This is a genomic window from Streptomyces sp. NPDC051172, assembly GCF_040682555.1.
Classification (GTDB): domain Bacteria; phylum Actinomycetota; class Actinomycetes; order Streptomycetales; family Streptomycetaceae; genus Streptomyces.
The window spans coordinates 1-14,833 of record NZ_JBFBBE010000061.1 but is presented as its reverse complement, the minus strand read 5'-3'; the positions used below and the strand labels follow the sequence as shown (position 1 = coordinate 14,833).

11 protein-coding genes are annotated in these 14,833 nt (G+C 71.8%); 6 read left to right on the top strand and 5 right to left on the bottom strand.

All coding sequences use genetic code 11. The features are described from left to right. The first annotated feature begins 8 nt into the window (after positions 1-8). The 4 genes from AB0N07_RS30645 to AB0N07_RS30630 all read left to right on the top strand — a co-directional run bounded on the left by AB0N07_RS30645 (position 9) and on the right by AB0N07_RS30630 (position 5,844). Positions 9-1,325, top strand: coding sequence for a glycoside hydrolase family 36 protein (locus AB0N07_RS30645; protein WP_365840565.1), 1,317 nt, complete (start codon positions 9-11; stop codon positions 1,323-1,325). Continuing rightward, a complete protein-coding gene (locus tag AB0N07_RS30640) occupies positions 1,322-3,334 on the top strand; it encodes a beta-galactosidase (protein ID WP_365840563.1) in 2,013 nt (670 codons plus the stop codon). Before AB0N07_RS30645 ends, AB0N07_RS30640 begins: the two co-directional genes overlap by 4 nt. Before the next feature lie 38 nt (positions 3,335-3,372). Then, a complete protein-coding gene (locus tag AB0N07_RS30635) occupies positions 3,373-4,149 on the top strand; it encodes a DNA-formamidopyrimidine glycosylase family protein (protein ID WP_365840561.1) in 777 nt (258 codons plus the stop codon). A 222-nt stretch (positions 4,150-4,371) separates the two neighbouring features. Then, positions 4,372-5,844, top strand: coding sequence for a ubiquinol-cytochrome c reductase cytochrome b subunit (locus AB0N07_RS30630; protein ID WP_365840631.1), 1,473 nt, complete (start codon positions 4,372-4,374; stop codon positions 5,842-5,844). Here the strand turns inward: AB0N07_RS30630 and AB0N07_RS30625 are convergent. The 5 genes from AB0N07_RS30625 to AB0N07_RS30605 all read right to left on the bottom strand — a co-directional run bounded on the left by AB0N07_RS30625 (position 5,762) and on the right by AB0N07_RS30605 (position 9,962). Then, positions 5,762-6,166, bottom strand: a complete 405-nt coding sequence (locus AB0N07_RS30625) for a cytochrome c oxidase subunit 4 (RefSeq protein WP_365840559.1) — start codon at positions 6,164-6,166, stop codon at positions 5,762-5,764. The two genes, AB0N07_RS30630 and AB0N07_RS30625, sit on opposite strands and share 83 nt — an antisense overlap. Beyond that, a complete protein-coding gene (ctaD, locus tag AB0N07_RS30620) occupies positions 6,163-7,842 on the bottom strand; it encodes a cytochrome c oxidase subunit I (protein WP_365840558.1) in 1,680 nt (559 codons plus the stop codon). The genes AB0N07_RS30625 and ctaD overlap by 4 nt, the downstream gene beginning before the upstream one ends. A gap of 197 nt (positions 7,843-8,039) precedes the next feature. Next, entirely contained in the window at positions 8,040-9,071 is a 1,032-nt protein-coding gene (locus AB0N07_RS30615; RefSeq protein ID WP_365840556.1) for an iron-containing redox enzyme family protein, read from the bottom strand. Continuing rightward, positions 9,068-9,289, bottom strand: a complete 222-nt coding sequence (locus tag AB0N07_RS30610; RefSeq protein WP_344403346.1) for a CDGSH iron-sulfur domain-containing protein — start codon at positions 9,287-9,289, stop codon at positions 9,068-9,070. The genes AB0N07_RS30615 and AB0N07_RS30610 overlap by 4 nt, the downstream gene beginning before the upstream one ends. Further along, positions 9,273-9,962, bottom strand: coding sequence for a HemK2/MTQ2 family protein methyltransferase (locus tag AB0N07_RS30605; protein WP_365840553.1), 690 nt, complete (start codon positions 9,960-9,962; stop codon positions 9,273-9,275). The genes AB0N07_RS30610 and AB0N07_RS30605 overlap by 17 nt, the downstream gene beginning before the upstream one ends. Positions 9,963-10,197: 235 nt before the next feature. On the opposite strand from AB0N07_RS30605, the gene AB0N07_RS30600 reads away from it, so the two are divergent. Together AB0N07_RS30600 and AB0N07_RS30595 are read left to right on the top strand one after the other, a co-directional pair. Beyond that, entirely contained in the window at positions 10,198-13,404 is a 3,207-nt protein-coding gene (locus AB0N07_RS30600; protein ID WP_365840551.1) for a cytochrome P450, read from the top strand. A gap of 179 nt (positions 13,405-13,583) precedes the next feature. Beyond that, positions 13,584-14,783 carry an MFS transporter gene (locus AB0N07_RS30595; protein ID WP_365840549.1) on the top strand — a complete coding sequence of 400 codons (1,200 nt, stop codon included), beginning with the start codon at positions 13,584-13,586 and terminating at the stop codon, positions 14,781-14,783. The last annotated feature ends 50 nt before the right edge of the window (positions 14,784-14,833 follow it).

Sequence of the window (14,833 nt, the reverse complement as noted above, 5' to 3'; positions counted from 1 at the left end):
AGACCTCCGTGCAGCAGCACCCCTTCACCGTCGTCGCCTCCGTCCCCGTGGACCCGGCCAACGCCCGGGTCCACGAGGAGGGCTGGCAGTCCTGGAGCCCCAGCGGCGCCTACGCCCTCGGCGACGAGCCGTACCGTCCGACCAACGACAACTGGGCGAGGGTCTGCTACCGCCCCGGCGTGACCGTCCCCGAGGGCACCTTCCAGGGCGAGGGCCTGCTGGCGCTCGACCCCGGCGACGGCTCCCCGGTCCGTCTGTGGGCGGCCGTCGACCCCGCCGCCGAGGTGCCGTCCATCCGTCTGACGGTGACGGACGGCATCGCGGAGGTCACCGCCGACGGCTCGGTGAAGGAGTGGACGGGCGCGGACGTCCAGACGGTGCTGGGCAGTTGGGCCGACAGCCTCGGCGTCGAGCCTCCGCGCCCGGCGCCGACCGTCTGGTGCTCCTGGTACGAGTACTTCACGAACGTCACCGAGGACGACATCCACGAGAACCTCCGTGCGATGGACACCCTCGACCTGCCGATCGACGTGGTCCAGATCGACGACGGCTACCAGAAGGCCCTCGGCGACTGGCTCACCCTCTCGGGCCGCTTCCGCTCCCGCGAGGGCATCGCGGACGCCATCCGGGCCCGCGGCCGCCGGGCCGGCATCTGGACGGCCCCCTTCCTGGTCGACCCGGCGAGCGACCTGGCCACCGAGCACCCCGACTGGCTGGTCCGGGACGCGGACGGCGGCTTCACCCACGCCGGCCGCAACTGGGGCCACGACCTGCGCGTCCTGGACACCACCCACCCCGAGGCGGCGGCGTATCTCACCGAGGTCTTCCGCACCCTCCGCGCCGAGGGCTACGACTACTTCAAGGTCGACTTCCTGTACGCGGGCGTGCTGGAGGGCGTACGGCACGCCGCCGTCGACGCGCTGACGGCGTACCGCTCCGGGATCGAGCTCATCCGTGAGGCGATCGGCCCGGACGCGTACCTGCTCGGCTGCGGGGCGCCCGTCCTGCCCTCCATCGGCCTGTTCGACGCGATGCGGGTGAGCCCGGACACGGCCCCGCACCGCCGCCCCGAGGCCGACGACTTCAGCCAGCCCGGCCAGGACCCGGCCGAGTTCACCGGCGCCGGACGCCAGTGGCAGCACGGCCGGTTCTGGGTCAACGACCCCGACTGTCTGATGGCCCGCCCGGCCGTGGAGACACGGGAACGCTGGGCGGCCCACGTGGAGGCGACCGGCGGCCTGATGGCCTCCAGCGACCGCCTCCTGTCCCTGGACGAGTGGGGCGCGACCACCACCCGCCGACTGCTCTCGGGAGCCGAGCGATGACCCGCGCCCTGAACGTCCCCGGCATCGCCTACGGCGGCGACTACAACCCCGAGCAGTGGCCCGAGGAGGTCTGGGCCGAGGACATGCGTCTGATGGCCGAGGCCGGGGTCACCATGGTCAGCGTCAACATCTTCTCCTGGGCGCTGCTGGAACCCTCCGAGGGCACCTACGACTTCTCCCGCCTCGACCGCATCCTCGACCTGCTGCACGCCCACGGGATCGCCGCCGACCTGGCGACCCCGACGGCGGCCCCGCCGGCCTGGTTCTTCGTGAAGCACCCGGAAGCGCTGCCGGTGGACAAGGACGGCCGCAGACTCTCGTACGGCAGCCGTCAGACGTTCTGCCCTTCGAGCCCCGCCTACCGCGAGGCGGCCCTGCGCATGGCTGGCGAGCTGGCCGGGCGGTACGCGGACCACCCGGCGGTCGTGATGTGGCACGTCCACAACGAGTACGGCTGCCACAACGCGGAGTGCTACTGCGACGTGAGCGCGGAGGCGTTCCGCGGCTGGCTGCGCGACCGCTACGCGAGCCTGGACGCCCTCAACCACGCCTGGGGCACCACCTTCTGGAGCCAGTGGTACTACGACTGGGACCAGATCCTGCCGCCGCGCGCCACCGGCGCGGTCCCGAACCCCACCCACCAGCTGGACTGGCGCCGCTTCTGCAGCGACGCCCTGCTCTCGCTGTACGAGGCCGAGCGGGACGTCCTGCGGGAGGCCGCGCCCCGGACCCCCGCCACCACCAACTTCATGGTGATGTTCAACTTCGACGCCCTGGACTACTGGCGTTGGGCGCCCGAGCTGGACATCGTCTCCAACGACCACTACCTCCAGTCCGCCGACCCCGAGTCGCAGATCGACATCGCCCTCAGCGGCGACCTGGTCCGTTCGCTCGCGGGCGGCCCGTGGCTGCTCATGGAGCACTCGACGGGTGCGGTGAACTGGCAGCCGGTCAACCGGGCCAAGACGGCGGGGGAGTTGCGCCGCAACGCCCTCGCCCATGTGGCGCGCGGCGCCGACGGCATCGCCTACTTCCAGTGGCGGGCGGCGAAGGCGGGCGCCGAGCAGTGGCACTCGGCGATGCTGCCGCACGCGGGCACCGACAGCCGGATCTGGCGGGACGTGGTGCGACTGGGTGCGGATCTGCGGGCGTTGGCGGAGGTACGGGGCGCCACCGGCACCGCCGAGGTCGCCGTCGTCTGGGACTGGAACGCCCGTTGGGCCATGGAACTGCCCTCGCAGCCCAGCGGCGAGCTGCACTTCCAGGACCTGGTCCGAGCCTGGTACGAGCCCCTGTGGCGGTCGGGCGTGGCGGTGGACTTCGTACGCCCGGACGCGGACCTGTCGCCGTACCGCCTGGTCCTGGCCCCTTCGCTGTACCTGATCGACGACACGGGCGCGGCCAACCTCACCGGCTTCGCGGAGCGCGGCGGCACTCTGGTGGTCGGCTTCCACAGCGGGATGGTCGACGCCAACTGCCATGTGCGGCTCGGCGGCTACCCGGGAGCGTTCCGGGAGGCCCTCGGCGTCCGCACGGACGAACTGTTCCCGCTGCTGCCCGGGCAGACGGTGGCCCTCAGCGACGGCACCACGGGCACGCTCTGGTCGGAGCGGGTACGGCTGGAGGGCGCGCAGGCGGTGACGTCGTACACGGACGGACCGCTCGCCGGGGTGCCGGCGGTCACCCGCAACCCGTACGGCACGGGCGCGGCCTGGTACGTGGCCACCCACCCGGACCCGGAGGCCCTGGCAGGCCTCCTGGAGCGCATCCGCGTCGAGGCCGGGGTCGAACCCGTGCGTTCCGCTCCGGCGGGCGTGGAGGTGGCCCTGCGGCGGGGCACCGAGGCCGACTACCTCTTCCTGATCAACCACACGGACCAGGACGCGCAGGTCGCCGTCTCCCCGGGGGCGACCGAGCTGCTGTCCGGCAAGCCGGTGGCCGGCGGGAGGGTGACGGTGGCGGCGAGGGAGGCCGTGGTGGTGCGGGAGCCACGGGCGGGTACCCGGTAGCCAAGTCGCCGGAGCCTCCCCTGGCGAGGTGAGCCGCCATGCCTGAGTTGCCGGACGTAGAGGGATTCCGGCAGGTCTTCGCGGACTGCGCCAAGGGAAGGGTGATCCGGCACGTCGAGGTCCGTGACGCGGGCGTACTGCACGGGGTGGGCGCGCGGCGGCTGCGGGAGGCGCTGGAGGGGCGGCGTTTCACCGGGGCGGAGCGCCACGGGAAGTGGCTCCTGGCCCGTACCGGCGGGCCCACCGTCGCGCTCCACTTCGGCATGACGGGCCTGCTGGTCTGCGCCCGCCCCGACGAGGAGGTCGCGCCCCACGACCGCGTCCTGTTCACCGTGGGCACAGGCCGCCAGCTCCGCTACCGCGACCAGCGCAAGCTCCAGGGCCTGTGGCTGGCCGACGACGAATCCGCTGTCGAACGGCTGCTGGCGCGTCAGGGCCCGGACGCGCTGGCCGTGGACCGCGAGCGGTTCGAGGCCGCGCTGTGCGCACGGCGCGGCACGATCAAGACGGTCCTCACCGACCAGTCCGTCGTCGCCGGCCTGGGCAATCTGCTGGCCGACGAGATCCTCTGGCGCGCGAGAGTACGTCCCGGCGCACACTCGAACGATCTCACCGAGGACGACCGCCGCCGCCTCTACACCCAGATGCGCCGCACCCTGCGCTCAGCGCTCCCCACCGGCCGCGTCCCGCCCCGCGGCTCCTGGCTCACCGGTCACCGCGACACCCCGTCCCCGCACTGCCCCCGCTGCGGCGAGCCGCTGCGCCGCTCCCGCCTGGGAGGCCGTACGACGGTGTGGTGCGCCAAGTGCCAGTAGCGCCGATCGGGTGCGGCACCACCGGCGCACGAGTGTTTTGTGACCGAGGGGTACTCGCCGCGTGCGCTGCGGGCAAGAGATGCCCGGAGCAGGCGGTGTCGAAGGGAGAGCGGCCGTGAGGTGGGTGCCGTACGAGGAAGCCGTCGGCCGCGTCATGGGCCCGTCGTGACCGCGTCCGGACCGGCTCGCGCTTCCCGCCCCGGGGAGCGGCTGGCGGACGCGGTGGACGCCCGGCTGCCCGTGTACGACGGCGGCGGCCGGCTGTTGCGCAAGGCGTTCCCGGACCACTGGTCGTTCCTGCTCGGCGAGTTGGCGCTCTACAGCCTGCTCGTCCTGGTGCTGACCGGGGTGTGGCTGACCCTCTTCTTCAAGCCGGAGATGCGGGAGGTCGTCTACGACGGGCCGTACACCCCGCTGCGGGGCGTGCGCATGTCGCAGGCCTTCGACTCCACCCTGCACATCAGCTTCGACGTGCGGGGCGGGCTGCTGATCCGTCAGCTGCACCACTGGGCCGCCCTGGTGTTCGTCTCCGCGATCGGCCTCCATCTGCTGCGGATCTTCTTCACCGGCGCCTTCCGCAGGCCGCGGGAGCTGAACTGGGTCATCGGCGTCACCCTGTTCATGCTCGCCCTGGCCGAGGGCTTCGCCGGCTACTCCCTGCCGGACGACCTGCTCTCCGGCACCGGACTGCGCATCGCCGAGGGGATCATGCTCTCCATCCCGGTGGTGGGCACGTACATCGCCTTCTTCGTCTTCGGGTCCCAGTTCCCGGGCCACGACGTCGTTCCGCGGCTGTACGGCCTGCATGTGCTGCTGCTGCCGGGAGCGCTGATCGCCCTGGTCACCCTGCATCTGATCCTCGTCTTCCACCTCAAGCACACCCAGTGGCGCGGCCCGGGCCGCACCAACGCGAACGCCGTCGGCAGGCCCCTCTACCCGAGCTTCACCGCCTCGTCAGCCGGCCTGTCCCTGACCGTGTTCGGGGTGCTGGCCGTCCTCTCCGGCGTCGCACAGATCAACCCGGTCTGGGTGTACGGCCCCTACCGGCCGGACCAGGTGTCGACCGGGTCCCAGCCCGACTGGTACGTCGGCTTCCTGGAGGGCTCGCTGCGGCTCGTACCGTCGTGGGAGACGACCCTCGCCGGCCACACCCTGATGTGGAACGTCCTGCTGCCCGCGGTCGTCCTGCCCGCACTGCTCTTCGCCGTCCTGTACGCCTACCCCTTCGTGGAGCAGCGGCTGACCGGCGAGTGGCTCACCGAACAGCACCTGTGCGACCGGCCCCGCGAACGGCCCGTCCGCACCGGCCTCGGCGTCGCGGGCATCACCTTCTACGGCGTCCTGCTGCTGGCCGGCGGCAACGACGTACTGGCGGCGACCTTCCGCATCTCGGTCAACACCCTCACCTGGACCCTGCGCGTCGCCCTGATCGTGGGCCCGGTGCTCGCCTTCGTGGTCACCCGCGCGCTGTGCCACGCCCTCCTGGAGGCGGAACGCGAACGTCTCGCCGAGGGCGAGGAGACCGGCGAGGTGCGGCAGAGCGTGGCCGGTGGCTACGAGAGCGGCCACCGCCCCGTCACCGACTTCCGGCCGGGCGCCCCGCGCGTCCCGCTCACTCCTGTGGACCGGCACCCCGGTCCACGTACTGGAACACCAGACCGAGAACACCCCGGCCCAGTACGCCGAAGCCGATGAGGAACAGCCACAGGCCGTAGACCACGCCGGTCGCCGTGAGCGCGAAACCGAACGCGGTGACGATCGGCCAGGGGCTGTGCGGCGGGAAGAACTCCAGGGGCCCGGCGGCGTCGGCCACCTCGGCGTCCGCGCGGTCCTGCGGGCGCCGGCCGTGCCGGGCGTACTGCACGGCGCAGAAGAACGACACCAGCCCGGCCATCGCGAACGCCACGGCGAGCGCCGCGGTGCCGGCCGGGTCCCAGCGGGACCACACGCCGTAGAGCGCCGCGGAGCCGCCGAAGAAGGCGGCCACGACACCGAAGAGCACGGCCTCCACCTTCACTGGAGTCCCTCCTGCCTGGCCTGCTGGACGACGTCGGGGTGGTGCAGGTCGAAGGCCGGGGACTCCGAGCGCACCCGGGGCAGCGCCGTGAAGTTGTGCCGGGGCGGCGGACAGGAGGTGGCCCATTCCAGGCCCCGCCCGTACCCCCAGGGGTCGTCCTCCTCGACGGTCCGGCCGTGCCGGGAGGTGTGCCACACGTTGTAGAGGAACGGCAGCGTGGACACACCGAGCAGGAAAGCACCCGTCGACGACAGGGTGTTGAGCAGGGTGAACCCGTCGGACGGCAGGTAGTCGGCGTACCGGCGCGGCATGCCCGACTCGCCCAGCCAGTGCTGCACGAGGAACGTCAGCTGGAACGCCGGGAACAGCAGCCAGAAGTGCAGCTTGCCCAGGCGCTCGTCGAGCATCTTTCCGGTGATCTTCGGCCACCAGAAGTAGAAGCCCGCGAACATCGCGAAGACCACAGTTCCGAAGAGCACGTAGTGCAGATGGGCCACCACGAAGTACGTGTCGGTGACGTGGAAGTCGAGCGGCGGCGAGGCCAGCAGCACTCCGCTGAGCCCGCCCAGCAGGAACGACACCAGGAATCCGAGCGACCACAGCATCGGCGTCTCGAAGGACACCGAGCCGTGCACCATCGTCCCGATCCACGCGAAGAACTTGATGCCCGTGGGCACCGCGATCAGGAACGACATCACGGAGAAGAACGGCAGCAGCACGGCGCCGGTGGCGAACATGTGGTGCGCCCACACCACCGCCGACAGCATGGTGATGGTGGTCGTCGCCCCGATCATCGGCAGATAACCGAAGAGTGGCTTGCGCGAGAACACCGGGATGATCTCCGAGATGATGCCGAAGAACGGCAGCGCGACGATGTAGACCTCGGGGTGCCCGAAGAACCAGAACAGGTGCTGCCACAGCAGGGCGCCGCCGTTGGTGGCGTCGAAGACGTGCGAGCCGAACTTCCGGTCGCACTCCAGGGCCAGCAGCGCGGCCGTGAGCACCGGGAACGCGGGCAGCACCAGGATCGACGTGAACAGCACGTTCCAGGTGAACATCGGCATCCGGAACATCGTCATGCCGGGGGCGCGCAGACACAGGATCGTGGTGATGAAGTTGACCGCGCCCAGCGTGGTCGACACCCCGGTGACCACCAGTCCCATCACCCACAGGTCGCCGCCGGCGCCGGGCGAGAAGTACGCGCTGTTCAGCGGCGCGTAGGCGAACCAGCCGAAGGCCGCCGCGCCGCCCGGCACCACGAACCCCGACACCACCATCAGACCGCCGAACAGGTACATCCAGTACGACAGCGCGTTGAGCCGGGGGAACGCCACGTCAGGGGCGCCGATCTGCAAGGGCATCACGGCGTTCGCGAACCCGGCGAACATCGGGGTGGCGAACAGCAGCATCATGATCGTGCCGTGAATGGTGAACAGCTGGTTGTAGGTGTGCTCGTTCATGAACTGCAGCCCCGGGCGGGCCAGTTCGGCACGCATGCCGAGGGCGAGCAGGCCGGCGAGGAGGAAGAAGCAGAACGACGTCACCATGTACAGGCGGCCGATCACCTTGTGGTCCGTCGTAGAGGTCCAGGCGAGCAGCGTGCGCCCCAGCGGGACGGCGGCGCCGCGAGACGCACGCCTCGCGCCTTCGTCGAGGCGACTCGACGCTTCGGTCATGGTTCTCCTCAGCCGTGTTCTCCTCAGCCGTGCCGAGAGCGAGAAGCGCCTCGCGAGTGCCCGACCCGACCGACGGGAAACCAGCGACTCCTCTGCGTGACGACGCTACCGACGTGCCGGCCGGTGCAGCGTCTGCCACGCCTCCGGGACCGGACCGGATCGCCCGGCCGCGCCGACTCCCGTCGTCATCGGGGTCGTCACCAGGGCGTCGACGATTCATGGGCCGGGGGTACCCGGTCCCGGCGGCGCCAGTCCGCCAGCAGCCTGGCCGCCAGGGCGTCCTCCAGACGGCCCGTCGTACGGATCCCGAAGACGACATCGGCCTCCAGGTCCGGATCGCTCTCCAGCAGCCCGCCGACGACGTCGTGCCGTACGACCTGTTCGTGCACGGCGTCGGCCTCGACGTGCTCGGTGTAGAACCGCACGGCCGCCGGTCCGGCGCCGGCCCGGCGCATCGCTTCGGCGAGGCGGCGGGAGGCCGGGGACGAGGTCACCTCGACGGCGGCGAAGTGCCCGACGAGCGCACCGCGCAGCGCCCGGTGCAGACCGAACAGGGACATCAGGTTGACGGTGGCGAGCGCCTCGGCGGGCGCGGTGTCGACATAGTGCCCGTACGCCGTCTCCAGCCCCAGGTCCGCCATCAGGTCGGCGTACAGCTGCGCATGGATCTCGTCCGCGCGGCCCGCGCCGAACTCGTCGAACTCGACCGCGACCATCGCCGCCTTGGCCCGACCGTGCAGCCGGGGGATGACCCAGGCGTGCGGATCCGCTTCCTTGAGGTGGTAGAGCGAGCGCAGGGCCGCATACTCCCGCAGATGGCCGAGCTCGCCCTCGTCGCACAGGAAGTGCGAGAGGCTGCCGACGGGGTCCACCGGCTCGACCTGCAGTTCGTCCAGCGCCTGCCGGGCCGTGTCGGTGCCGTCGACCGGCACGTCCGCGCGCAGTGCGCCCAGGAAGCGGTCCTCGATCGCAGCGCGGCAGGCCAGCAGTCCGCTGTCCCACTCGAGCCCGTCGGGCACGCCCTGGAAGCCCTCGTAGTGCAGCTCGTAGAGCACGTAGAGGGCGAGTTGCAGGTCCTCGCCGTACGGTGCACGGTCCGCGGCAGGCGGGATGCTCCCGGGGGCCGAGCCCCGCAGCAGGGCCAGCACGGCGGCGGAGAGCGGGCCCCGGGGTTCGGGCAGGGGCGGTGGCCGGTGCCTCGACTGGTCCCGGGGGCGGGTCGCGCTCATTCGGGCCCGCCTTCGCAGGGGCGCCTGCCGCGGCGGCGATGGCTGGTGTCGCACCAGGGGAACGTGCGGCTGCGGCGGCAGGTGCAGACGGCCACGGTGAAGCGCCGGGAGACCGTCACCTCGCCGTTCTCGTCCACCACTTCGACCGGTCCCTCGATGAGCAGGGGCCCGTCGCGCTGGACGCGAACCCGGCGGGGCCGGTCAGATGTGTTCGGCACGGATCACCACCAGCTCCTCCGTCGCATCGCCGGCCGTCAGCCCTCGTTCGCGCAGCCAGTCGAGCCGTGAACGCAGCACGCGGCCGAACGGGAGCCGGGTCCGGTCGACCACCTCGGCCCGCAGACCGGCGCCCGCGAGGCGGTCCAGCGTGGCGTCGATGCCGCACAGATGCGAGTGGACGATCAGCAGCGCGCCCGTCGGCCGCAGGAACGTCGACGCGGTGTCGCAGATGCGGTCGATCAGCAGCCGGCCGTCCGGACCGGCGTCCCAGGCCCGGGCGGCGCCCACGGGCGGCGTCTCGTCCTGGGCGGGTACATAGGGCGGGTTGGCGACCACGAGGTCGAAGCGGCGGCCCGGCACGGCCGAGGCGAGGTCGCCGTGGCGCACCCGCAGGGTCTGGCCGTTCAGCAGGGCGTTGAACCAGGTGGCCACGACCGCCCGCCAGGAGATGTCGACCGCGGTGACCCGGCCGCCGAGCCGCGCCGCCTCAACCGCGAGCACTCCGCTCCCGGTGCCCAGGTCCAGCACGTCCGTACGTTCCGTGATCGCCTCACGGTGCATCGCCTGCCGCAGCAACCGGGTGTCGGTCTGCGGGGCGTAGACACCCCGCGGGACCCAGCAGCGGAGCGGGGCGGGCACGAACGGGCGGCTGGTGGTCAGAGGTGTCTCCATCAGCCTGAGCCTTCCGCCTGGGACGAGTGCCACGAGTGCCACCGGGACGAACCGGCGGCATCCCACGGGTACCCCCTGGCGGCAGAGGTAACGACTGCCTCTCGATGCACCAGCCGTTCCATTGGTTCTGTCGGTCGACCGTGTCATGTAACACAATCGATCGACATTGTCGGGTGACAATGTCGCGTGTATGTTGATCGCAAGCGACAGCCGGTGCGGCACGAAAGGCAGACCCATGACCAAGACGCCCCTGCGTGGAACCGAGCCGATCCCCCAGCGTCCGGCCCTCCCGCTGGTCGGCCACGCCTTCAGCGTCCCCAGCGGTGCCGACGGCCTGCTGCATGTGATGAAGGAGGCCAAGGAGCTGGGGCCGCTCTTCCGGCTCCGGATCTTCGGCAACGACATCAACTTCGTCTCCGGCCTCGACCTCGTCACCGAACTCGCCGACGAGACCCGCTTCCGTAAGAACGTCCACCCGGACCTCGTCGTCCTCCGGGAGATCGGCGGAGACGGGCTGTTCACGGCCTTCAACGACGAGCCGAACTGGCGCAAGGCGCACGACATCCTCATGCCGGCGTTCTCGCTCGGCGCGATGCGCGGCTACCACGCGACGATGCTCAAGGTCGCCCGGGAGCTGATGGGGAAGTGGGACCGGGCGGCGGGCACCGAGCCGGTGGACGTCGCCGCCGACATGACACGGCTCACCTTCGACACGATCGGCCTGTGCGGCTTCGGCTACGACTTCGAGTCGTTCGCCCGCGAAGAGGCCCACCCCTTCGTCACCTCGCTGTCACGGGCGCTCGGCTTCGCCCAGGACAAGGGGGAGTCGATCCCCGGTACGGACATCTTCAAGTGGAGGCAGGCCGAGCAGTTCCGCGGCGACGTCACCCTGATGCAGGACCTGGTCGACGACGTGATCCGGCAGCGCCGGACATCCGGCGACCGGAGCACCGAGGACCTGCTCGGGCGGATGCTGCACACCCGTGACGCCGTGACGGGCGAACCGCTCGACGACGTGAACATCCGTCACCAGGCGATCACGTTCCTCATCGCCGGGCACGAGACCACCAGCGGGGCGCTGTCCTTCGCGCTGTACTACCTGACCAAGCACCCCGAGGTGCTGGCCCGTGCCCAGGCGGAGGTCGACGCGCTGTGGGGCGACACGGACACGCCCGAACCGGACTACGCGGACATCGGGAAGCTGACGTACATCCGTCAGGTGCTCAACGAAGGCCTGCGGCTGTGGCCCACGGCGCCCGTCTACGCGGTGGAACCGTTGGAGGACACGGTCATCGGCGGGAAGTACTCCGTGCGCAAGGGCGAGTCGCTGCTGGTGCTCATTCCGCAGCTGCACCGGGACCAGGCCTGGGGCGACAACGTGGAGCTGTTCGATCCCGACCGGTTCCTGCCCGAGCGGGAGGACGCACGCCCCGTCCACCTGTTCAAGCCGTTCGGCAACGGCGAACGCGCCTGCATCGGCCGCCAGTTCGCGCTGCACGAGGCGACCCTGGTCCTCGCGCTCCTGGTGCACCGCTACCGCCTGATCGACCACACCGACTACCAGCTGAAGATCAAGCAGTCCCTCACCCTCAAGCCCGACGAGTTCACCCTCCGCCTGGCCCGGCGGACCGCCGCGGAGCGGCGCCGTCCCGCCGTCGTGACCGGCCAGGCCGCGCTGGAGCAGCCCGCGGCCCGGCGCGTCGCCGGCACCGCACTGACCCTGCTGCACGGCTCCAACCTGGGGACCTGCGCGGGCATCGCCCGGGATCTGGCCGAGGACGGCGGCGAACGCGGATTCACCGCGACGGTCTCACCGCTCGACGAAGCGGTGGGCAGGCTGACGCCCGGCGCCGGACCCGTGGTGATCGTGGCCGCCTCCTACAACGGCAGGCCGACCGACGACGCCGCGGAGTTCGTCGCCTGGCTGGAGGGACTTGAGCCCGGCTCGCTCGACGGAGTCCAGTACGCCCTGCTCGGCGTCGGAGACCGCAACTGGGCCGCCACCTACCAGCGCGTCCCCACGCTCATCGACGAACGGCTCACCGCCGCGGGAGCCACAAGCCTTCTGGAGCGCGGTGCCGCCGACGCCTCCGGGGACTTCGGCGGCACCGTCGACCGGTGGACGGGCGACCTGTGGACCGCCCTGGTCGACCGCTACGGAGCCGAAGGGGAGACGGCCGCGGGGGAGACGGCGGCCGACCAGGATGCGGGGCTGTACGAGCTGCAGGACGCGACCGACTCGGTCGTCGGCGGGCTCGCGGCACGCCACGGCGTCCAGCCGATGGAGGTGCTGGAGGCGTACGAACTGGTCGACACGGACCATCCGCTCGGCCGCTCCAAGCGGTTCGTGCGGCTGCGGCTGCCCGCCGGCGTCACCTACCGCACCGGGGACCACCTGGCCGTACTGCCACGCAATCCCGACGCCCTGGTCCAGCGGGTCGCCGACCGGTTCGGCCTGGACCTGGACCGCACCGTCCGGCTGCGCGCCCGCCGCCGCAGCCGGGGCGCGCTGCCCGTCGACCGCCCGCTGACCCTGCGCCGGCTGCTGAGCGACTTCGTCGAACTGCAGGACGCGGCGACCCGGGAGCAGGTCGCGGTGCTCGCCGAGCACACGGCCTGCCCACCCGAGAAGCGCCCCCTGGCGGAGCTGGCGGCGGCGGAACCCGAAGCCTTCCGTGAGCAGGTGACGGTCGCCGGGCGGAGCGTCCTGGACCTCCTGGAACGCCACCGCGCCTGTGAGCTGCCCTTCGAACGCTTCCTGGAACTGCTGCCCGTACTGCGCCCGCGTCACTACTCGATCTCCTCCTCCGCGCCGGCGGCTCCGGGCGAGGTGGACCTGATGATCTCGCTGCTGGCGGCACCCCACCGCGGTGGCGAAGGAACCTTCCGGGGCATCGCCTCGCACTACATCCAGACCGTCCGGGCCGGGGACACCGTCCAGGCCAGGGTGCTTCCGTGCAGCGAGTCCTTCCGCCTGCCGCAGGACCCGTCCACACCCGTGATCCTGGTCAGCGCCGGCACCGGCCTTGCCCCCTTCCGCGGAGCCGTCCTCGACCGCAGGCACTCGGGAGCGACCGGAACGCTGCTGTGCTACTTCGGCTGCGACCACCCCGACGTCGACTACCTCCACCGCGAGGAGTTCGCGGCGGCGGAGGCGGCGGGAGCCGTCAGCATGCGGCCCACCTTCTCCTACGCCCCCGAGGACGGCGCCCGCTTCGTGCAGGACCGCATCGCGAAGGAGAGCGACGAGGTCTGGGCCGCGCTGGAGGCCGGCGGACGCGTCTACATCTGCGGCGACGGCCGCCGCATGGCCCCCGCCGTGCGCGAGGCGTTCATGGCCGTCTACCGGAAGTACACGGGCGCGGACGACGAGGAGGCCACCGCCTGGCTCGCCGCACTGATCGAGTCCGGCACCTACGTCGAGGACGTCTGGGCCGGCTGAACACGCCGGATCCCCTCCACCGGGCACGGGCGTTCCGCAGCGCCCGTGCCCCGTGCCCTCCGCGTTCCGAACGCCACCCGCTCTCCCCCACATGAGGTTCCCATGCTTGTCGTACGCTCGGCGGTCCGCCCAGGGCCCGCGCTCTTCCCGTACTCGGTCTCGTTGCAGCGGAGCGGGCGGTGAAGGCGCGCGGCGGCACCGTTCTCACCTTCGGTGTCGCGGTGGCGCTCATCGCCGGAGTGACGCTCGGCAACGGCGGCGCGAACGTGATGCCCGTCTTCGTCGACGACTTCGCCTCACGCTTCGCCATGTCCAACTCCGGTGCCGGACTCGTCGCCGCGACCCAGCTGCTGGCGACCGCCGTCGTGACCTTGCTGCTGGCCCGGCGGGCCGCGCGGCCGGGCCGTGTGCGGCTTACACGCCTCGGCCTCGGCTGCGCGGGAGTCGGCTTCCTGGCCGCGACGGCAGCGCCCGACGCGGTGACCCTGATCCTGGCGAACCTGGTCCTGGGAGCAGGACTCGGTGCGGTCTACGCCGCTGCCACAGCGGCGCTCGCCGCCACCGACGACGCGGACAAGGCGTCCGCGGTCACCATCTCGGGGACGGTCGGGGTGACGGCGCTGCTGATCATGGCGGTTCCGGCAGCCAACCACGATCTGGGCGAGGGCACCGGATTCGTCCTCATGGCCTTGTGCTGCCTGGTCGCCTGGCCCCTCGTGCGCCGGCTTCCGGACGGCCCGCCGGCCTCCGGTGGTGCCTTCGACGGCCCGGCGGGCAAAGGCGCCGCGGCCCGCCCTTCGGCGATCCTGCTGGCCGGAACCGCGCTCCTGTGGGCGGTCACCCAGGGGGCCTGGTCGTACGCCTCGGTGCTGGGACGTCAGCACACCGCCATGTCGGACTCGCTCGTGTCGGCGGTCCTCGCGGTCTCGAGCGTCGTGGCACTCGTCGGCGCGGTCGTCGGCCCCGCGGCCGCACACCGCTTCGGGCGCATGCGGTCGATGGCCGCGTTCGTCACCGCACAGGCCCTGGCGATGGCCGTCCTGATCTCCACCCACGACACCGTGCTCTTCATCGCCGCAGCCGTGATCTGGCAGGGCTGCCAACTGGCCGTCCTGGTGCAGATGCTGGCCGCCGCCGCGCTCATCGACCCGACCGGGCGCCTGGTCGCATCCCTCAGCGGTGCGGGCGCGCTGGGGACCGGCATGGGACCACTGGCCGTCGGTGCCGTCCTGGACGCGGCGGGAGCCGGCGTCCTCAGCATCACTCTGGCCCTCGGAACCTTCCTCGCCTCGCTGCCGCTGCTCAGGATGACGGTGGCGGGCGCGAGTGCCTCCGCCGAGCGGCACCCGGCGCCGTCGCCTGCTGCCGAGGCGGGCTGAGAGCATCCGGCACTGCGGCCGGGTTCCGGCCGGCGGCATGGCCGCCGGCC

Bases quoted from the DNA above. Each gene is read 5' to 3' on its own strand.
- AB0N07_RS30605 (WP_365840553.1), bottom strand. From the start codon at position 9,962: ATGGAGACACCTCTGACCACCAGCCGCCCGTTCGTGCCCGCCCCGCTC.
- AB0N07_RS30640 (WP_365840563.1), top strand. From the start codon at position 1,322: ATGACCCGCGCCCTGAACGTCCCCGGCATCGCCTACGGCGGCGACTAC.
- ctaD (WP_365840558.1), bottom strand. From the start codon at position 7,842: ATGACCGAAGCGTCGAGTCGCCTCGACGAAGGCGCGAGGCGTGCGTCT.
- AB0N07_RS30615 (WP_365840556.1), bottom strand. From the start codon at position 9,071: ATGAGCGCGACCCGCCCCCGGGACCAGTCGAGGCACCGGCCACCGCCC.
- AB0N07_RS30635 (WP_365840561.1), top strand. From the start codon at position 3,373: ATGCCTGAGTTGCCGGACGTAGAGGGATTCCGGCAGGTCTTCGCGGAC.
- AB0N07_RS30600 (WP_365840551.1), top strand. From the start codon at position 10,198: ATGACCAAGACGCCCCTGCGTGGAACCGAGCCGATCCCCCAGCGTCCG.